This window comes from Noviherbaspirillum sp. (assembly GCF_035654295.1).
Lineage (GTDB): Bacteria > Pseudomonadota > Gammaproteobacteria > Burkholderiales > Burkholderiaceae_D > Noviherbaspirillum.
In genome coordinates, this window is the sequence record NZ_DASRXF010000039.1 from 18612 (window position 1) to 38543 (window position 19932).

The 19932-nt window shown below is 64.6% G+C and carries 16 protein-coding genes; 8 read left to right on the top strand and 8 right to left on the bottom strand.

Annotated features, from left to right (window positions below; genetic code table 11):
• Nucleotides 1–789 precede the first annotated feature (789 nt).
• The 4 genes from gcl (at nt 790) to VFF99_RS04590 (ending at nt 5770) form a co-directional block, all read left to right on the top strand.
• A complete protein-coding gene (gene gcl, locus VFF99_RS04575; RefSeq protein ID WP_325015399.1) occupies nt 790–2565 on the top strand; it encodes a glyoxylate carboligase in 1776 nt (591 codons plus the stop codon).
• 10 nt (nt 2566–2575) lie between these two features.
• Nucleotides 2576–3355 (top strand): hydroxypyruvate isomerase, encoded by a 780-nt coding sequence (hyi, locus tag VFF99_RS04580; RefSeq protein ID WP_325015400.1) that lies wholly within the window; start codon nt 2576–2578, stop codon nt 3353–3355.
• Between the two features lie 242 nt (nt 3356–3597).
• Entirely contained in the window at nt 3598–4485 is an 888-nt protein-coding gene (gene glxR, locus VFF99_RS04585) for a 2-hydroxy-3-oxopropionate reductase (RefSeq protein ID WP_325015402.1), read from the top strand.
• 28 nt (nt 4486–4513) lie between these two features.
• Nucleotides 4514–5770: a glycerate kinase gene (locus VFF99_RS04590; RefSeq protein WP_325015405.1), complete on the top strand. Its 1257-nt coding sequence runs from the start codon at nt 4514–4516 to the stop codon at nt 5768–5770.
• A gap of 4 nt (nt 5771–5774) precedes the next feature.
• Here VFF99_RS04590 and VFF99_RS04595 read toward each other — a convergent pair whose 3' ends face one another.
• The 4 genes from VFF99_RS04595 to VFF99_RS04610 form a co-directional block, all read right to left on the bottom strand.
• Nucleotides 5775–7130, bottom strand: a complete 1356-nt coding sequence (locus VFF99_RS04595) for an 8-oxoguanine deaminase (RefSeq protein ID WP_325015407.1) — start codon at nt 7128–7130, stop codon at nt 5775–5777.
• A gap of 27 nt (nt 7131–7157) precedes the next feature.
• Nucleotides 7158–8921, bottom strand: a complete 1764-nt coding sequence (locus VFF99_RS04600) for an allantoate amidohydrolase (protein WP_325015409.1) — start codon at nt 8919–8921, stop codon at nt 7158–7160.
• On the bottom strand, nt 8918–9883 hold the full coding sequence (puuE, locus tag VFF99_RS04605) for an allantoinase PuuE (protein WP_325015411.1): 966 nt from the start codon (nt 9881–9883) through the stop codon (nt 8918–8920). Before puuE ends, VFF99_RS04600 begins: the two co-directional genes overlap by 4 nt.
• Before the next feature lie 100 nt (nt 9884–9983).
• Complete coding sequence (locus tag VFF99_RS04610; protein WP_325015413.1) at nt 9984–10922, bottom strand: LysR substrate-binding domain-containing protein; 939 nt, start codon at nt 10920–10922, stop codon at nt 9984–9986.
• A gap of 301 nt (nt 10923–11223) precedes the next feature.
• On the opposite strand from VFF99_RS04610, the gene VFF99_RS04615 reads away from it, so the two are divergent.
• Together VFF99_RS04615 and VFF99_RS04620 are read left to right on the top strand one after the other, a co-directional pair.
• The gene (locus tag VFF99_RS04615; protein WP_325015415.1) at nt 11224–12432 is read left to right on the top strand and encodes a urate hydroxylase PuuD; all 1209 of its coding nucleotides are present in this window, start codon (nt 11224–11226) and stop codon (nt 12430–12432) included.
• Between the two features lie 43 nt (nt 12433–12475).
• Nucleotides 12476–14101: an aromatic amino acid ammonia-lyase gene (locus VFF99_RS04620; RefSeq protein WP_325015417.1), complete on the top strand. Its 1626-nt coding sequence runs from the start codon at nt 12476–12478 to the stop codon at nt 14099–14101.
• Nucleotides 14102–14104: 3 nt separating this feature from the next.
• Here the strand turns inward: VFF99_RS04620 and VFF99_RS04625 are convergent, their stop codons facing one another.
• Nucleotides 14105–14815: an intradiol ring-cleavage dioxygenase gene (locus VFF99_RS04625; RefSeq protein ID WP_325015419.1), complete on the bottom strand. Its 711-nt coding sequence runs from the start codon at nt 14813–14815 to the stop codon at nt 14105–14107.
• Between the two features lie 72 nt (nt 14816–14887).
• Nucleotides 14888–15364 (bottom strand): hypothetical protein, encoded by a 477-nt coding sequence (locus tag VFF99_RS04630; protein ID WP_325015420.1) that lies wholly within the window; start codon nt 15362–15364, stop codon nt 14888–14890.
• Between the two features lie 124 nt (nt 15365–15488).
• Between VFF99_RS04630 and VFF99_RS04635 the strand changes: the two genes are divergently transcribed.
• Both VFF99_RS04635 and VFF99_RS04640 read left to right on the top strand, forming a co-directional pair.
• Complete coding sequence (locus VFF99_RS04635) at nt 15489–16757, top strand: SDR family oxidoreductase (protein ID WP_325015438.1); 1269 nt, start codon at nt 15489–15491, stop codon at nt 16755–16757.
• Complete coding sequence (locus tag VFF99_RS04640; protein ID WP_325015422.1) at nt 16757–17221, top strand: DUF2269 domain-containing protein; 465 nt, start codon at nt 16757–16759, stop codon at nt 17219–17221. Before VFF99_RS04635 ends, VFF99_RS04640 begins: the two co-directional genes overlap by 1 nt.
• A gap of 103 nt (nt 17222–17324) precedes the next feature.
• Here the strand turns inward: VFF99_RS04640 and VFF99_RS04645 are convergent, their stop codons facing one another.
• Together VFF99_RS04645 and guaD are read right to left on the bottom strand one after the other, a co-directional pair.
• Nucleotides 17325–18392 (bottom strand): porin, encoded by a 1068-nt coding sequence (locus tag VFF99_RS04645; RefSeq protein WP_325015424.1) that lies wholly within the window; start codon nt 18390–18392, stop codon nt 17325–17327.
• Nucleotides 18393–18583: 191 nt separating this feature from the next.
• A complete protein-coding gene (gene guaD, locus VFF99_RS04650; protein WP_325015426.1) occupies nt 18584–19915 on the bottom strand; it encodes a guanine deaminase in 1332 nt (443 codons plus the stop codon).
• Between the last annotated feature and the right edge of the window lie 17 nt (nt 19916–19932).

Consider the following 19932-nt stretch of genomic DNA (forward strand, 5'->3'; position numbering starts at 1 on the left):
TGCTTCTCTTCGGTGGTGCAACGCGTTCTGCTCTTCGTGGACGCTTGCCGGGACTCGCCCCGGCGGGCGACCTACTTTCTTTGCTTCGCCAAAGAAAGTAGGCAAAGAAAGGCGACCCTGTACCGCCGCCCCCTTCGGGGGTCCCCAAAAGAGCGGACGCAAAATCGGGAAGCGCAGAAACTCGCCTTCGGCTCAGACATCTGCGCTTCTTTTTCCGATTTTGCGTCCGCTCTTTTGGCGTCGGTACAAGGGATTAACACCGAAACCCATCCCCACCCTAGCCCTCCCCTTGAAGGGGAGGGAACTAACAGCCTCTCTTCGAGCCATCTTCACCGCTTGCCAAGCCCAACAGTTCCCTCCCCTTCAAGGGGAGGGTTAGGGTGGGGATGGGTTTCGGCAGTTAGGCCCCTGTACGCAGCCGAAAAAATGCAGTGGAAAGCGGATAAAGAAGCGCGGAGTGTCTGAGCCGAAGGCGAGTTTCCGCGCTTCCCGCTTTCCGCTGCATTTTTTCGGGAACCCCCGAAGGGGGCTGCGTACCGGGGTCGCCTTTCTTTGCTTACTTTCTTTGGCGAAGCAAAGAAAGTGAGTGGCCCGCCGGGGCCAGTCCCGGCAAGTAACAACGGAGAACCAACCGCAACCGGGTCACCGAAGAAAGTGCCGTTCTCCGCCTTTCGCTCATCATTATTCCATACTCCAAGTATCGAATACAGCGATAGTTTGTCTTCTTATCAAACATATTGTTTGCCATTAGCATCCTTCCATCGGATACCACTGTTCTCAGGAGGACGTATGGCAAGGATGACGGCGGCGGAAGCCGCAGTGCATGTGTTGGAAAGGGAGGGCATTGTCCAGGCATTCGGTGTGCCGGGCGCGGCGATCAATCCGTTTTATGCGGCGCTGAGGAAGCGGGGGAGCATCGGGCACATCCTCGCGCGGCACGTCGAGGGAGCGTCGCACATGGCGGAGGGGTATACCCGCGCGAAGGCGGGCAATATCGGTTTGTGCATCGGCACTTCCGGCCCGGCGGGCACGGACATGATCACGGGGCTGTATTCGGCGCAGGCGGATTCGATTCCGATCCTCTGCGTGACCGGCCAGGCGCCGCGGGCACGGCTGTACAAGGAAGACTTCCAGGCAGTGGATATTGAAGCCATTGCCAAGCCGGTGACCAAGTGGGCGGTGACGGTGCGCGAGCCGGCGCAGGTGCCGCGTGCGTTCCAGCAAGCCTTTCACCTGATGCGTTCCGGACGCCCCGGCCCGGTGCTGATCGACCTGCCGTTCGATGTGCAGATGGCGGAGGTCGAGTTCGATCCCGAGACCTATGCGCCGCTGCCGGTGTACAAGCCGGCCGCCACGCGTGCGCAGATCGAGAAGGCGCTGACGATGCTCAACGAGGCAGAACGGCCGCTGATCACCGCCGGCGGCGGCATCATCAACGCGGATGCGGCGGCATTGCTGGTGGCCTTCGCCGAGACCGTCAACGTGCCGGTGATCCCGACCCTCATGGGCTGGGGCGCCATCCCCGACGACCATCCGCTGATGGCCGGGATGGTAGGCCTGCAGACCAGCCACCGTTACGGCAATGCCACCATGCTCGAATCAGATTTCGTGCTTGGCATCGGCAACCGCTGGGCCAACCGGCACACGGGTTCCATCGATGCGTTCACGAAGGGGCGCAAATTCGTGCATGTGGATATCGAACCAACCCAGATCGGCCGCGTGTTCGGCCCGGACCTCGGCATCGTGTCCGACGCGGGTGTGGCATTGAAACTGTTCCTCGAGGTGGCGCAGGAGTGGAAGGCCGCCGGCAAGCTCAAGAGCCGCGCGTCCTGGGTGTCGCAGTGCCAGGAGCGCAAGCGCACGATGTTGCGCAGGACGCATTTCGACAACGCGCCCGTCAAGCCGCAGCGCGTGTATGAAGAGATGAACCGTGCCTTCGGACGCGATACCTGCTACGTCAGCACCATCGGCCTGTCGCAGATCGCCGCCGCGCAATTTTTGCATGTGTACCAGCCGCGGCACTGGATCAATTGCGGCCAGGCCGGGCCACTGGGCTGGACGGTGCCGGCGGCGCTCGGCGTGTGCGCGGCGGACCCGGAGCGCCAGGTCGTCGCTATCTCCGGCGACTACGACTTCCAGTTCATGATCGAGGAGCTCGCCGTCGGCGCGCAGTTCCGGCTGCCTTACCTGCATGTGGTGGTGAACAACTCCTACCTCGGCCTGATCCGCCAGTCGCAGCGCGGCTTCGACATGGATTACTGCGTGCAGCTGTCGTTCGAGAACATCAATGCGCCGGAGCTGGAGGGTTATGGCGTCGATCATGTCGCCATCGCCGAAGGGCTGGGCTGCAAGGCGATCCGCGTCAGGCGGCACGAAGACATCCAGGATGCCTTCGGCCAGGCGCGGGCGTGGATGCGCCAATACCGGGTGCCGGTCGTGGTCGAGATCATCCTCGAGCGCGTGACCAACATCGCCATGGGCACCGAGATCGACAACATCAACGAATTCGAAGAACTCGCGACCTCGCCGGACCACGCGCCGACCGCGATTGCCTTGCTGGATTGAGGAGGGAAAGATGACACGACTTGCAGCCAACCTGACCATGCTCTTCAACGAGCATCCCTTCATGGACCGTTTCGAGGCGGCCGCGCGTGCCGGCTTCCGCGGCGTCGAATTCCTGTTCCCGTATGCATTTCATGCGGACCAGATCGCCGACAAGCTCAATGCGTTCCAGCTCGATCTGGTGCTGCACAACCTGCCGGCCGGGAACTGGGAAACCGGCGAGCGCGGCATCGCCTGCCATCCTGATCGCGTGGGCGAATTCCGCGAGGGCGTGGAGGAAGCGCTCCGCTACGCGAAAGTGCTGGGCGTGAAACAGCTCAACTGCCTGGTCGGCAAGCTGCCGCAAGGGGTGGATGCCGATACCGTTTATAAGACAACGGTGAACAACCTGAAATACGCCGCGGATATGCTGCAGGAAAACAGGATCCGGCTGCTGATCGAACCGGTCAACAGCTACGACATCCCGGGCTTCTTCCTGACGCACACGCAGCAGGCCATCGACCTCATCAAGGAGACGGGCTCGTCCAACATCTACCTGCAGTACGACATCTACCACATGCAGCGCATGGAAGGCGAACTGGCGAACACGATCAAGGCCAACCTGGACATCATCCGGCACATTCAGATTGCGGACAATCCGGGGCGGTTTGAACCGGGGACGGGGGAAATCAATTTCGGCTACCTGTTCAAGATGCTGGAGGAGCTTGGGTATGACGGATGGATAGGCTGCGAGTACAAGCCGCGCGCGGGGACGGTGGAAGGGCTTGGGTGGCGTGCGGGGCATGGGGTTTGAGGGAGGGGGAACGCATGCATTTGTACGGAGTGCGAGGAAGAATGCATGCGGGACGTGATGGATGAATATCCGCATTTTCTTTCCCCGTCATCCCGGCGAACGCCGGGATCCAGCGTCGTTCACCGGCGCGACAAACGCCACTGGGTCCCGGCATGCGCCGGGACGACGGGGGAGAGTATGCGGGCATGCAAAACGCATCCGCCCGCGTGCAAGCAATCGCGAATTTTTACACGGAGAAAGCAATGGCAAAAATCGGTTTCATCGGACTGGGCATCATGGGCGCGCCCATGGCGGGGCATCTGCAGAAGGGCGGCCACAAGCTCTACCTGCACGACCACAAGAACCCGCCCTTCGAGCTGATCGAAGGCGGCGCGACGGTGTGCACCTCCGGCGAGGAAGTCGCCCGCCGCGCCGAGGTGATCATCATCATGGTCCCCGACACGCCGCACGTGGAGTCGGTCCTGTTCGGCGAGCACGGCGTCGCCAAGGGGCTGGACAAGGGCAAGATCGTGGTCGACATGAGCTCCATCTCGCCCATCGCGACCAAGGATTTCGCCAAGCGCATCAACGCCCTCGGCTGCGAGTACCTCGACGCGCCGGTATCGGGCGGCGAAGTCGGCGCCAAGGCGGCCTCGCTGACCATCATGGTGGGTGGTTCGGAGAGCGCGTTCAACGACGTCAAGCCGCTGTTCGAACTGATGGGCAAGAACATCACCCTCGTCGGCGGCAACGGCGACGGCCAGACCACCAAGGTGGCGAACCAGATTATCGTCGCGCTCAACATCCAGGCGGTGGCCGAAGCCTTGCTGTTCGCCTCGAAGGCGGGTGCAGACCCGGCGCGCGTGCGCCAGGCGCTGATGGGCGGCTTTGCTTCGTCGCGCATCCTGGAGGTGCATGGCGAACGCATGGTCAAGCGCACATTCAATCCGGGCTTCCGCATCGAGCTGCACCAGAAGGACCTGAACCTCGCGCTGCAGGGGGCGAAGGCGCTCGGCGTGTCGCTGCCGAACACCGCGACCGCTCAGGAACTCATGAACGCCTGCGCCGCGCACGGCATGGGCGGGCTCGACCATTCGGCGCTGTGCCGCGCGATCGAGCTGCTGTCCAACCACCAGATCGCCGACGCGTAAAATAGCCGGAAACAAAAGGACGCATCCGATGAAAGCTCGCCAGTTGCTGCTCGACATGTTCTCCAGCGCCACCGCCGCCGTCAGCGCCGGCAAGTGCCTGCCTCCCTTCCTGCCGCAGCCGCCGGCGGGACGCACGCTCGTGATCGGCGCCGGCAAGGGTGCGGCAGCCATGGCGAAGACGGTGGAAGACCACTGGCAGGGGGAACTGAGCGGGCTGGTGGTGACCCGCTACGGGCACGGCGCGGATTGCCGACGTATCGAGGTGGTCGAGGCGGCGCATCCGGTGCCCGACGAAGCCGGACGGCGCGCGGCGGGCCGCATCATGGACATGGTGCAGGGCCTGACGGAAAACGACCTCGTGCTGTGCCTGATCTCCGGCGGCGGCTCGGCCTTGCTCGCCCTGCCGGCGGAGGGCATCACGCTGGAACAGAAGCAGGCGGTCAACAAGGCGCTGCTCAAGAGCGGGGCGACGATCGGCGAGATGAATTGCGTGCGCAAGCATTTCTCCGCAATCAAGGGCGGCCGGCTCGCGCTGGCCTGCGCGCCGGCGCGTGTGGTCACGCTGCTCATCTCCGATGTGCCGGGCGACGATCCCGGTGTGATCGCCAGCGGCCCCACGCTGCCCGACCCGACCACCTGCGAGGACGCGCTCGCCATCCTGCGCAAGTACCGCATCGCCGTGCCGGAAAACATGGAAAGGCATCTGGCCACCGGCGCCGGCGAAACGCCGAAACCGGACGACCCGCGCTTCTCGCGCAATGCACAACACATCATTGCTACCGCGCAGCAGGCGCTGGAAGCGGCGGCCGAGGTTGCGCGCGCCGCCGGTGTAACGCCCTACATCCTGTCCGATGACATGGAAGGCGAAGCGCGCGACGTGGGTCTGGTGCATGCGGCGCTGGCGCGGCAGGTAGCCTTGCGCAACCAACCGTTCGCGCGTCCCTGCGTGATCCTTTCCGGCGGCGAAACAACGGTCACGGTGCGCGGCAACGGGCGGGGAGGGCGCAATGCGGAATTCCTGCTCAGCCTTTGCACGGCGCTGAACGGCCTGCCCGGCGTCCATGCGATTGCCGCCGACACCGACGGCATCGACGGTTCCGAGGACAATGCCGGCGCCATCTGCCAGCCCGATTCGTTGTCGCGGGCCAAACAACTCGGCCTGCGGGCGCGGGCGATGCTCGACAACAATGACGGGTATGGCTTCTTCAGCGCGCTGGGCGACCTCGTCACCACCGGGCCGACGCGCACCAACGTCAACGACTTCCGCGCGATCCTGATCGAATGAGAAATCAGGCGCCCATGATGCGGGCGGCCTGCACCTGGTGCTGCTCGATCACGCGCGCCGTCTCGACGGTCGTGCACTCGCCGTCGCGCACGACGATCTTTCCGTTGATCACACTGTAGGCGACCTGCGGCGGCGTGCAGAACACGAGCGCCGCCACCGGATCGTGCAGCGCGCCCGCGAAGCCGATCTGGCGGGTGTCGAACAGAACGATATCCGCACTCATGCCCGGCGCCAGCGCGCCGATATCGTCTCGGTTCAATACCTTCGCGCCGCCGCGCGTGGCCAGTTCCAGCGCCTGCCGCGCGGTCATTGCATCCGGTCCGTGGCCCACGCGCTGCAGCAGCATCGCCATGCGCGCTTCGCCCAGCATGTGGCCGGCATCATTCGACGCCGAGCCGTCCACGCCCAGCCCGACCGGCACGCCCGCCTCGCGCATCCGGCGCACCGGGGCGATGCCGGAAGCGAGGCGCATGTTGGAGCAGGGGCAGTGCGCCACGCCGGTATGGGTGTGCGCGAATAGCTGGATGCCGTGCTCGTCCAGCTGCACGCAGTGGGCGTGCCACACGTCGTGACCGACCCAGCCGCACTCCTCGGCGTACTGCGCGGGCGTCATGTTGAAGCGCTCGCGGCTGTAGTCGATGTCGGTCCTGCTCTCGGCAAGATGGGTGTGCAGCGAGATGCCGTAGTGGCGCGCCAGCGCCGCCGATTCGCGCATGAGGTCGCGCGAGACCGAGAACGGTGAACAGGGCGCGGCGACGATGCGCAGCATCGCGTGGCGCGCAGGATCGTGCCAGGTCTCGACCAGGCGCTGCATATCCTTCATGATCGCCGCTTCGTCCTCGACCAGATTGTCCGGCGGCAGCCCGCCCTGCGATTCGCCCAGGCTCATCGAACCGCGCGCCGCATGGAAACGCATGCCGATCTGTTGCGCCGCCTCGATGCTGTCTTCCAGGCGGCAGCCATTGGGATACAGGTAGAGGTGGTCGCTGGTGGTGGTGCAGCCGGTCAGCACCAGTTCCGACATCGCCGTCAGCGTGGCGGCGCGCAGCATGTCCGGCGTGAGGCGCGACCAGATCGGGTACAGGTGCTGCAGCCAGTTGAACAGTTCGCTGTCCTGCGCCGCGGGCACGGCCCTGGTCAGGCTCTGGAACATGTGGTGGTGAGTGTTGACGAGACCGGGCAGCACGACGTGGTGCCGCGCATCGATCACTTCATCCGCGTCCTGCGGCAGCTCGGCGCTGGGCCCGACCTGTTCGATCACGTTGCCGCGAACGAAAACGGCGCCGTCGGCAATCTCGCGCCGCGCGTCGTCCATCGTGACGAGGACGCGCGCGTGGCGGATGAGGAGGGTTTTTTCCATGGGGGGAGTTCGGATAAGGCGGAGGCCTTATTTTCCCCCATCCCGCCGGAAATTTCTCAGGAAGTCGAGGAAGATCTGTGCCGATATCTCGGCATCGTCCGCGGTCATGGTCTCCAACGGATTGTGGCTGATGCCGCCGTTGCCGCAGCGCGTAAACAGCATGGCGACGTCGGTGACGGCGGCGATCGCCATCGCGTCGTGGCCGGCGCCGGAAGTCAGCTTGAAGGGAGCGATGCCGGCGCGCGCGGTGGATGCAGAGAGCTGTTCCATCAGCCACGGCGCGCAGGGCACGGCCGGCGCGCTCACCAGCAGGTCAATCTTGAATTCGATGTTGCGGCGTGCACAGATGGCTTCGATCTCGCGCAGGATGTCGTCGCGCGCGGCATCGCGCGTCGCATCGTCGGCGGCGCGGATGTCGAGCGACAGCCGGCAGGCGCCGGGAACGACATTCACAGAGCCGTGCGGCACCTGCAGCTGACCGACGGTGCCGACCAGCGAGGGCGCCTGCGCGCAGCGCCGTTCGACGAACAGGATGATCTCCGCTGCCGCGGCGGCGGCATCCTTGCGCATGTGCATCGGCGTGGTACCGGCATGGCTGGCCACGCCCGTCAGTTCCACCAGGTAGCGGCAGCTGCCGGCGATCGAGGTGACGATGCCGGCTGGGAGCCCGCGTTCGAGCAGCACCGGGCCCTGTTCGATGTGCACTTCGACGAAGCCGAGCAAGTCTTCCGGCTTGCGCGCGATCTGCGGGATGGCATCGGGGTTGTGGCCGGCGTCGATCAGCGCGGCACGCATGGAAATGCCCTCGGCATCCAGCTTGTCCAGCAGCGTCATGTCGAAACGGCCGGCGATCGCATTGCTGCCGAGGAAGGTGCTCTTGTAGCGCACGCCTTCTTCCTCCGAGAAACCCACGATCTCCAGATGGAAGGGCAGCTTCTCGCCGCGCTCGTGCAGGTGGCGCACGACGGCGATCGGCAGCAGGATGCCTTCGCGGCCGTCGTACTTGCCGCCGTTGCAGACGGTATCGTAGTGCGAGCCGGTCATCAGGGTTTTTGCGTCCGGCCTGTCGGACAGGTAACGGCCGACGACGTTACCGACCGCATCGATATGGACTTCCATCCCCGCCTCGCGCATCCATGTCGCGAGCTGGGCAGCCGTCTTGCGGTGCGCCGCGGTCATGTAGGCGCAGGTCAGGCCCGCGTCGTCGTCGCTCCAGGCGCCGATGGTCTCGGCCCATTCCATGATGGTGTTGCCCACCGCGGGCGTGTAGCCGAACAGGTCGTTCAGGCGCAGTTCGGCGATGCGGTGGATCTGGCGCAGGTCTTCCGCCATTTCGTCGGCACGGCAATTCTTCAGGCGGCGGGTGAAGGCGGCGATGATCTGCTGCCGGTTGAAGCCCTTTCCGTCCGGGCCCTTCACCGCGAGGATGAAGGGAAAGCCGAACTTCGCGTTGTAGTCCGCATTCAGTTTCTGCAGCGTGGCGAATTCTTCCGGACTGCAATTATTGAGGCCCGCCTTGGCCTGCTCGCCGGTCGATTCCTTCGTCAGCTGGCCGGCGATGGCAGCCTTGCCGGCGAGTTCGGGGTGGGCGCGGATCAGGCCGAGCTGCTCTTCCTCATGGGCGCTGTCCACCTCCGCCTGCAGCGCCTGCTTGAGCGCGGTCAGGCTGGCGAAGGGGCGGCGGGCGGCGGCGCGCTCGGAAATCCAGGGCGAATGTTCGTAGATGCCGGACAGGACGCGCACGAATTCGGCGCTGTCGCAGGCGTTGAGCTGCTGCAGGGTGGTGGTCATGTGCTGGTTCCGGTAAAGGGATGCGCCGCACTCCAGTGGTTGGCGATATCGATGCGGCGCGTGATCCACACCTTGTCGTGCGACTGGATGTAGTCGAGGAAGCGGGCGAGTGCGGCGGCGCGGCCCGGGCGGCCCACGAGGCGGCAGTGCAGGCCGACCGACATCATCTTCGGCCGGTCCAGGCCATCGGGGTCGCCTTCCTTGTACAGCACGTCGAAGGCATCCTTCAGGTAGTCGAAGAACTGCGTGCCGGAGTTGAAACCCTGCATCGCGGCGAAGCGCATGTCGTTCGCATCCAGCGTGTAAGGAACGACAAGGTGCGGCTTGCTCACCGGCTTGCCGTCGGGACCGGTAATCGTCACCGATTCCCAGAACGGCAGGTCGTCGCCGTAATAGTCCGCATCGTAGGCAAATCCGCCGTGCTCGACCACCAGCCGGCGCGTATTGGGCGAGTCGCGCCCGGTGTACCAGCCCAGCGGCGCTTCGCCGGTCAACTCGCGGATGATCTGCACCGCTTCCTGCATGTGGGCGCGCTCGGTGGCTTCGTCGATGTGCTGGTAGCTGATCCAGCGCAGGCCGTGGCAGGCGATCTCGTGGCCGAGCTCGCGGAAGGCGGCCACGGCTTCCGGATGCCGCTTGAGCGCCATCGATACGCCGAAGATGGTCAGCGGCAGCCGGCGTTCCTCGAACATGCGCAGCAGGCGCCACAGGCCGGCGCGGGAGCCGTATTCGTAGATCGACTCCATGCTCATGTGCCGCATCTCGAAGGCTTGCGCGCCGATGATCTCGGACAGGAAGGTTTCGGACGCCTTGTCGCCGTGCAGCACGCAGTTCTCGCCGCCTTCCTCGTAATTCAGCACGAACTGGACCGCGATGCGGGCGCCGCCCGGCCAGCGCGCGTGCGGCGGGTTGCGGCCGTAGCCGACGAGGTCGCGGGGGTAGTTGTTGGTAGTATCAGTCACGCTTTGACCCATGGTGGTTGATGCTCGATAGTAAATCGCCATCGCTGCCGCGGTATAAGTGGCGGCTGATATGCGGCTTCAGCGCGTCAATATACGCGGCTTATTTTGACAACAGCGATTTCGCCGTGGCAGCGATCAATTCCCGCAGCCACTTGTGTTCAGATGCATGGTGCACCCGTTCGTGCCATAGCTGGTAGAAGCGCATCGCCGGGAACTTGACCGGCACCGTGAAGATTTTCAGCGGCAGGTTCTTCTCGTAGAATCGCATGAACTGGCGGCCGGTGGTGAGCACCAGGTCGCTGCGCGTGAGCATGTAGGGAATCAGGCCGAAGTAGGAGGACTCGACCACGACATTGCGGTGCAGGTTCTGCTTGGCGAGAAAAGATTCGATCACGCCGGAGTAGCCGGGCAGCATCTGCGACGGTGCGACATGCGGCAGCGAAAGATAGTCTTCCACCGTCATTTCGTCCGGCCCGGTGCGCAGCGCATAGGCGCAGTCGGCGCGCATGATGCAGGCGATCTCGTCCTCGAACAGCTTGGACAGGTGCAGGTGTTCCGGAGGCTCGTCCCAGTTGGCGATCACCACGTCGAGCTCGCCGTCCGACAGCAGCTTCAGGTAATCGCTGTCGGCGCCCATGTTGTGGATGACAACGCGGCTCTTCGGCGACTCGCGCCGCACGCTGGCGACGATGTTGGGCAGGAACTGGCTGTCAAGGTAGTCCGGCGCGGCGATACGGAAGGTGCGGGCATCGTGCTGGGGCACGAAGGCGGTCTTCTGCGCGAACAGCTTCTCGGTCTCGTCGAGGATCTGCTTGGCGGGCTTGAGCAGGCTCTCGCCGTGCTGCGTCGGCACCATGCCGCGTGCGCCGCGCACCAGCAGCGGGTCGCCGGTGAGTTCGCGCAGCTTGCGCAGCGATGCGGAGATCGAGGGCTGGGGCTGGTTGAGCTTGAGCGCGACCCGGGAAACATTCTTCTCGGACAGCAGCAGGTAAAGGATCCGTATAAGATGGATATCCAAGTGCTCCGGCAAGCCCGACATTCCGTCCCCTCTATAATGATTCGGCTATGTAAAATATACTGGACACCCGATGTTTCGGGGTAGAAAAAAGTCTATCTTGTTACGGCAGTGCGTCAAATGGCCCGGAGCGAATGCCGGGTATATTCAAATTCGCATTGCATGTATTGAGGACCGTAGGCTGGGTAGAGCGAAGCGAAACCCGGCATGCACGGTCCGGAACCGGTCGCAGCGGAGCTCTCAACAGTTCGCGACCACCCCGGGAGCAATCCCCCTCGTCTGAAGCGCCCGCGGAGGCAGACGAGCTTCTGTCTATGAGGAATACATGGAAGCTTTGCTGCTCAATTACGGCGTCGAATGGCTCAACCTGCTGGTTCGCTGGCTCCACCTGATCACCGGCATCGCCTGGATCGGCGCCTCCTTCTACTTCGTCTGGCTGGACAACTCGATCCGGCCGCCCAAGCCCGGGTCCGACCTGGAAAAGGCCGGCGTGGCGGGCGAACTGTGGGCCGTGCACGGCGGCGGCTTCTACAATCCGCAGAAATACCTGGTCGCGCCCAAGCAGCTGCCCGAGGAACTGCACTGGTTCAAGTGGGAAGCCTACAGCACCTGGCTGTCCGGCTTCGCGCTGCTGTTCATCGTCTACTACTTCAATGCGCCGGCGATGATGGTGGACAAGTCGGTGGCCGACATCAGCGGCACGCAGGCCGTGCTCATCGGCCTCGGCAGCCTGGCCGCGGGATGGATCGTGTACGACCTGCTGTGCAAGTCGCCGCTCGGCCAGCGCGAGGGACTGCTCGGCATCGTGATGTACGTGCTGCTCGTGGCTGCCGCATACGGGTTGTCGAAATTCCTCGGCGGGCGCGCTGCCTACATCCATGTCGGCGCCATGATCGGCACCATGATGGTGGGGAACGTGCTCATGCAGATCATCCCCGGGCAGCGCAAGCTGGTCGATGCGATGAAGGCCGGCAAGTCGCCCGATCCCATCTACGGCAAGCGTGCCAAGCAGCGCTCGGTGCACAACAACTATTTCACGCTGCCGGTGCTGTTCATCATGATCAGCAACCACTACGCGATGACCTACAACCATCCGTACAACTGGCTGGTCCTGGCGGGCATCATGGCGGCCGGCGTGCTGATCCGCCACTTCTTCAACCTGCGGCACAAGGGGCAGATTTCCTGGGGCTATCCGGCCGCGGGCGTGGCGCTGCTGGCGGTGGTTGCGTTCTCGATCGCGCCGAAGCCGGCGGCGACGCCCGTGGCAGGTGCGGCCGTGGTCGACACGACCAAGCTCATGCCGGTGATCCAGCAGCGCTGCGCCACCTGCCACTCGGACAAGCCGACGCAGCCGGGTTTCGCCACGGCGCCTGCCGGCGTGCTGCTGCATACGCCCGAACTGGTGCGTCAGCATGCGACGCGGGTGTACCAGCAGACGGTGCAGCTGAAGTCCATGCCGATCGGGAACCTGACCAACATGACGGACGAAGAGCGCGCGCTCGTCGGTGCCTGGTATGAAGCGGGCGCCAAGTAAGTGAGCCAATAAGCCAGCCAACACGAACACGAAAGACACCACCATGACGACGATTCTCATCGACGGTTTCACCCTCACGGCCGAACAGGTCATCGCCATCGCACGCGATCCGCAGGTCAAGGTCGGCCTGGCCCAATCCTCGCGCGACGCGCTCAAGCAGAGCCGCGATTACATCGAATCCACCTGGATGCACGACGAAGCGCCGATGATGTACAGCTTCAATACCGGCGTCGGCCTGCTGAAGGACACGCGCATCAAGGTCGAGCACATCGAGCTGTTCCAGACCCAGCTCATCCGCGCGCACGCCGCCGGCATGGGCGAGCCGTTTTCGGAAGAGGTGAGCCGCGCCACCATGCTGCTGCGCGCGAACGCCTTCGCCAGCAATTATTCCGCGCCGCGCGTGGAAGTGGTGGACCGGCTGCTCGACTTCATCAACGCCGGTATCCATCCGGTGATGCCGCAGAAAGGTTCGGTCGGCGCTTCCGGCGACCTCGCGCCGCTGGCCTACCTCGCGGCGGCGGTCGCCGGCTTCGATGAAGCGGAAGTGATGTACCAGGGCAAGCGCATGAACGCGCCCGAGGCGATCAGGCAATCCGGCATCGGCCCGGTGAAATTCGACCTCAAGGCCAAGGACGCGTCTGCGCTGATCAACGGTTGCACCGTGTCGCTGGCGGTGGCGGTGCTGGCCGCGCACGATGCGCGCAACCTGTTGTCCGATGCCTGCCTGTCGCTCGGCCTGACGCTGGAAGCGATGCGCGCGGAAATGTCGGCCTTCGACGACCGTATCCACCAGGCACGCCCGCATGCCGGCCAGATCAAGGCCGCGGCCATCGTGCGCAAGCTGCTCGAGGGATCGACGCGCACCACGCATGAAGCGCGCGCCGTCCAGTTCCCGGAAGAGCTGCGCCGCACCGACATCCCGTACACGCCGCGCATCCAGGATGTCTATTCGCTGCGCTGCGCGCCGCAGGTGTACGGCCCGGTGTTCGATGCGCTGGATTACATCGATACCATCGTCAGCCGCGAGATCAATTCCGCGACCGACAATCCGCTGATCTTTTCCAAGGAGGGCGGCGGCTTCGAAATCATTTCCGGCGGCAATTTCCACGGCCAGTACCTGGCGCAGGCGATGGATCTGCTGGCGATGGCCGTCGCCGACCTCGGCAGCATCTGCGAACGCCGCATCAATCGCCTGATCGACCCGACGCTGTCCTGGGGCTTGCCGCGCAACCTGATGAGCGGCATCCGCGGCGTGAACACCGGTTATCCGGTGGTGCAGTGTTCGATGAGTTCGCTGGTGATGGAAAACCGCACGCTGTGCATGCCGGGCAGCGTGGACAGCATCCCGGCCAAGGGCAACAGCGAAGACCATGTATCGAACTCGACCTGGTGCGCGCGCAAGGCGGCGACGGTGGTGGCCAACACGCAGTACATCGTGGGCGTGGAAATGCTGCTGGCGGCGCAGGCGCTGACGATGACCGAATCGCTGCTGCCGGGCTTCGTGCTCGGCCAGGGCACGCAGGCGGCGTACGAGGAAGTGCGGCGCCAGATTCCGGCCTGCCTGGAAGGCGACCGCTGGTTCCATGACGATATCCGCGCGGCGCAATCCTTCGTCACGAGCGGCTCGGTGCGCGCGGCGGTGGAAAAGAAGATCGGGCGCTTCGTCTGATTTTTACACCACGGCAATGCCGATGTCGAAGCGCGCCGCATAGCCGCCATCGGCCGTGCTCTCCGGCGCGAGCATCAACATGCGGCCGCCGCGGCGGTACAGGCCGTCGCCTTCGTTTTTCATTCTGTCCCGTCCCGCCCGCGCATAGGGCGCGGCGGCATGTACCCGCTCGTTGAGTGCATCGGGAAAATACAGCTGCGAGGTGAATTCCGCGTCCCGCCCCGAGCGTGCCTTGGTGCGCACCTTGAAGTGCACGTGCGTTGCCCTGCCGGGATACCAGCCGGGGTAGATGGTCGTAAAGCGGACACTGCCGTCCGCATCGGTCACTTGATATCCGCGCAGGAACTTCTTGCCGCGCGTGTCGAAGGACGAGTCGACGGCATCCGAGTAGACGCCTGCCGCGTCGCAATGCCAGATGTCGACGATCGCGCCCGGCAAGGGCGTGCAACGTCCGCCGTCGACCGCATGGACGCGCAGGCTCAGGACGAGCGGAACGCCTGGCTTCGCGCTGCCGTCCGCCGGGTCGCTGCGAATGTCCGACCGGTTCAGCATGAAGTCGGAAAAGTAGGGGCCTTCGGTCTGTTCGGGCGTCACCACGCACGTCGGTCTCGGAGTCTGCCCCGATGCAGTCCCCGCGAGCATGGAAGCGCCCAGCAACAGCAGCGCCTCGCGCCGGCTGATTCCGCTACGCGGTTTTGCACGCCCTTTGCCCATGATCGCTTTCCCTTCTGCGCGTGTGCCGGAAAGTCCAGTGTACATCCGGCCACCGAAGCGGATTGTGTTTCTTCAGCGGCGGCCCTTGCCCGACGCAGCAAGGCCGCGCAGCACCAGTGCCGCGCCGAAGGAGGCATAGACCATGAACAGCGAGGGCGTGGAAAGCCGCTTCTCGAAACCCGGCTGCAAGCGCTCCGGCGTCATCTTGTAATCCACGAAGCAGGCCAGCGCCGCCACCGCCGCCCCGCCGGCGACGGCCGGCAGGAGCTCGCGGCGTTCCGCTCGCTCGCCGAACCATTTTTCGTACAGCACCGCCCACAGGGTAGCCGAGGCGTGATGGATCGCATAGCCGACCGCGGTGTAGCGCGCGCTCGGCTCGTCTTGCCGCGCGGCGCGGTCGCCATAGAACCAGTGGCTGACTGCATTGGTCGGCGCAAAAGGCGTTCCGGTTTCCTGCTGCCCGCGTATGCCGAGTACCGCGGTGGACAGGATGCTTGCGACGCTGCCGGACACGGCACCGTCGCGCAAGGCTTGCGGCCAGGTTTTCATGCTTCCTCCATGCAAGTTGGCGGCGAATGAACTTGCCGCACTGATAACGGGTCGTAACGTTGTCATTTTGTGATGCCGAATCGCGCGGGCGGTTCCCGAAAAGGAAAAGGAAACGAACTTGGTCGTGCTGCTGACAGGCGCAAGCGGATTCATCGGTCGACACGTCGCCGAGGCACTCGCGAGCGCCGGGCACGTCGTGGTGTGCGCGACGCGCAGACCGGGCAAGGACGGTGATCCGCGTTTCCGCTACGTGGCCGCGGACTTCACCCGCGACGTCGACCCCGAAACCTGGCTGCCGCGGCTGGCGGGCGTGGATGCGGTGATCAATGCCGTCGGCATCATCCGCGAGAGCGGCGCCCAGACCTTCGAGCTGATCCACGAACGTGCGCCGTGCGCCCTGTTCGCCGCCTGCGCGCGCAGCGGCGTGCGGCTGGTGCTGCAAGTGTCCGCCCTCGGCGCGGATGCGCAGGCGCGCAGCCGCTACCACTTGAGCAAGAAGCGCGCGGACGATTTTCTGGCCGGCCTGCCGGTCCACTCGGTCATTGTGCAGCCTTCGCTGGTCTACGGCCCAAACGGGGCGAGTGCGCGGCTGTTCACCACGCTTGCCAGCCTGCCCCTTGCCGCATTGCCGGGCGGCGGCGAGCAGCAAATTCAGCCGGTGCACGTCGTCGATGTGACGGCCGCTGTCATGGCCTTGCTTGCACGTCCTCCGGCCAGCGGCGAACGCGTGGCGCTGGTCGGCCCGGCGCCCACTACGTTCCGTGCCTTTCTTGCCGGCCTGCGGCAGTCAATGGGACTCGGCAAGCCATTTTTCCTGGCGGCGCCCATGCCCTTGTTCCGCCTGGGCGCGAGAATCGCACAGTCCTTGCCGGGCAGCATTCTCGACACGGAGACGCTGGAGATGCTGGAGCGCGGCAACACTGCCAGTCCGGATGCCATCACCCGGCTGCTTGGCCGGACGCCGCGCAGCCCTGCGGAATTCATTCCCGCCGCCGATGCACCTGCCGTCCGGCAGGCGGCCCAGCTCAACTGGCTGCTGCCCATGCTGCGCGTGTCGATCGCGCTCGTGTGGATCGTGACCGGCATCGTTTCCTTCGGGCTGTATCCGGTAGCGGAAAGCTACGCGTTGCTCGCGCGTGTCGGCATTACCGGGATGCTGGCGCCTGTGATGCTCTACGGCGCGGCGCTGCTGGATCTGGTGTTCGGCATCGCCACGCTGCTGCTCAAGCGGCGGCACTGGCTATGGCTGGGACAGATCGCCGTGATCGTGTTCTATACCGCGATCATCAGCTGGCGGCTGCCGGAGTTCTGGCTGCATCCTTACGGGCCGCTGCTGAAGAACCTGCCGATGCTGGCCGCGATCTGGTTGCTCCTGGAGATGGAGAGGCGCTGATGGACTACGTCATCGTGAAGTGGCTGCACATCCTGTCGTCGACCTTCCTCTTCGGCACCGGTATCGGTTCGGCGTTCTACCTGTTGTTCGCCTCCATCAGCCGCGACGTGCGCGCCATCGCCGTCGTCACCCGCACCGTGGTACTGGCCGACTGGCTGTTCACCACCACCACCGCCATCCTGCAGCCGCTCACCGGTTTCTATCTGATCCGGCTGGCCGGCTTTCCGGTGTCGAGCACCTGGATACGCTGGTCCGTCATCCTCTACGCGCTGGCGCTGGCGTGCTGGCTGCCGGTGGTCTGGCTCCAGATCCGCATGCGCGCGCTGGCGCGCGAGGCGGTTGAGCGGAATGCGCCGCTTTCCATGACCTACTGGCGCTACTTCTGGACCTGGGTGGCGCTGGGCATCCCGGCATTCTTTGCCTTCGTGATGGTGTTTTACCTGATGGTCGCGAAACCGGCCTAAAAAAGAAAAACCCGGCGGTGAGCCGGGTTTGCGTTTCATGCCGTGCGGGCTTGTGGCCGGCCCGGCAGTCAGGTTCGGGCTGCCGCCCTTGCCTGATTCTGTTTTAGAAGCGGTGACGGATGCCGACGCCGAAGCTGTTGCCGCTGTTCTGGTTGGTGATGCGGTCGTTCATGTAGATCGCATAGACATCGGTGCGCTTGGACAGGTCGTAGTCGTAGCCCAGCGAAGCGGTCTTGCGCTTCTGGTCGGCGCCGACGACTGCGCCTTCGCGATCGGTCTGCGCCCATGCGGCGAGGATCTTGCCGCCGCCCAGCGGCACGGTGGCGCCCAGCGACAGGGTCTTGTCGTCGAGGTCGACGTTGTGCGAGGTCTGGCCGTAGGTCGCGAACAGCTTCGCTGCCTTCAGGTCATAGCTGCCGCCCAGCATCCATGCCTTCTGGCGTGCGGCGCCGAAGCCGACGGACGAGCCCGGGGTATGCGTCGGGTTGTTCACTTCCACGGTGTGGTAGAACGCGGTCAGCGCGAGCGGGCCGTTGAAGTACAGCGCATTGGCACCGATGTTGTTGACGCCGGTATTGCCTGCCTGCTCGCCGAACTGGTAGTGCAGGTTGGCCTTCAGGCCGCCGAAGTCCGGCGTGGTGTAGCGGATGGAGTTGCTCCAGCCGGTATCGCCCGCGACCGAGTTGGACCAGCCCGATGCATTGAACAGCGGTACGTCTGCGTGCAGGATCAGCGGGGCGAAGGTATAGGAATCGCCGAACGGGTTGAACAGGATGGTCGGCAGGAAGTGCGGCGCCAGTTCGCGGCCGAAGGACAGCGAGCCGAAACCGCCGGACAGGCCCACCACGGCATCGCGCGACCACATGGTGTCGCCGGGGAAGCGGCCCTGCACGCCGGTGTCTGCCTGGAAGAAGCTCGTCAGCAGGAAGTTCGCCTTCAGGCCGCCGCCGAGGTCTTCGGAGCCCTTGAAACCGATCCAGGAGGTGGTCAGGCCGCCGCTGTTGACGGCTTTGACCGAACGCGCGTCGCCGGCCATGCGCATGGAACCTGCGTAGGTGTCCACCAGGCCCATCACGGTCACATTGGTCTGGGCCAAGGCCGGTGCGGCGGTGGCGGCGCAAAGTGCCGCGGCGAGCAGCGTTTGTTTCAGTTTCAGGCTTGCTTGTTGCATGAGGTCTCCTGTTGCGATGCAGTTGAAGAAGCCGGGCCTCCCCGGACGGTAAGACTTACGCATCCGCGATACACGTTCAGCACCGACTTCGAAATCGGCAGCCATTCTACTTATCCTTTTTGCAGTTGCGTAAGAGAAATTGAGGTGAAGCTGGAGAACTTGACTGAGGTCAAATTTTTTTTGTCAAACTGTCATGGGGTCATGACTTGCTCCGCGCCTCTTGCGTGGACCCGGTTCCCCCCGCTGTAGGTCGCAGCCACACTGCGATCGTCGCCGAGCAGGGCCAGCGCAAACAGCAGCTCTTCCAGGTTTTCGGAGCGTGCCGTGCGGCGGGCGAGCAGCGGCGTGGCCTGTGGATCCAAAACAACAAAATCGGCTTCCACGCCCGGCGCGAAATTGCCGATCGTGCCTTCGAGCTGCATTGCCCGCGCGCCGCCCAGGGTGCTCATGTAGAACATGCGCAGCGCCGGCAGGTAGGTGCCGCCCATGCGCGCCACCTTGTACACCTCGTTCATGGTCTGCAGCATGGAGAAGGAAGTGCCGCCGCCGACATCGGTCGCCAGTGCCACCGGCACGCGTGCCGCGTCGGCGCGCTGGAAGTCGAACAGGCCGCTCCCGAGGAAGAGGTTGGATGTGGGGCAGACCGAGGCCGCCGACTGCGTCTCGCGCATGCGGGCGCGGTCATGGTCGTCCAGCCAGATGCAGTGCGCATACATGGCGCGCGGGCGCATCATGCCGTAGCTGTCGTACACGTCCAGGTAGCTGCGCGAGTTCGGGAACAGCGATTTCACCCATGCGACTTCGTCGGTGTTCTCGGCTACGTGGGTCTGCAGGAAGGTGTCGGGATAGGCGCGCGCCAGCTCACCGGCCAGCTGCAGCTGCGCCTCGGTCGAGGTCGGCGCGAAGCGCGGCGTGATCGCGTACAGCTGGCGGCCGTGATTGTGCCAGGACTTGATCAGTTCCTCGCTCTGGCGCACGCCGCCCTCGGCGGTATCGCGCAGGAATTCCGGGCAGTGGCGGTCCATCAGGACCTTGCCCGCCACCATGCGCAGATTGCGCCTGTGGCTCTCGCGGAAAAAGGCGTTTACCGATTCCGGATGCACGGTGCAGTAGACCATCGCCGTCGTGGTGCCGCAGCGCAGGAGTTCGTCGAGGAAGAAGCGCGCCACTTCCTGCGCGTGTTCGGGATCGTCGAACTTGCGCTCGTTGGGGAAGGTATAGGTTTCCAGCCAGGGCAGCAGGCCCGGGGCCGGGCAGGCGATCATATCGGTCTGCGGGTAGTGGATGTGGGTGTCGATGAAACCGGGCATGATCAGCTTGCCGCGATAGTCGTGCAGCGTCGCGTCCTGCGGCAGGGTCTTGTGCAGTTGCGCGTAATCGCCGGCGGCCTTCACGCGGCCATCCTCGACGATCAGCAGGCCGTCTTCATGCCAGGCATAGGACTTGTCGTCGAAGGCGGGGTCGGCGGTGAAGTGCAGGATGCCGGCGCGGTAGGCGTGGCAGCGGGGGGATGCGGGGTTCATGCTCATTTGATGTTTTC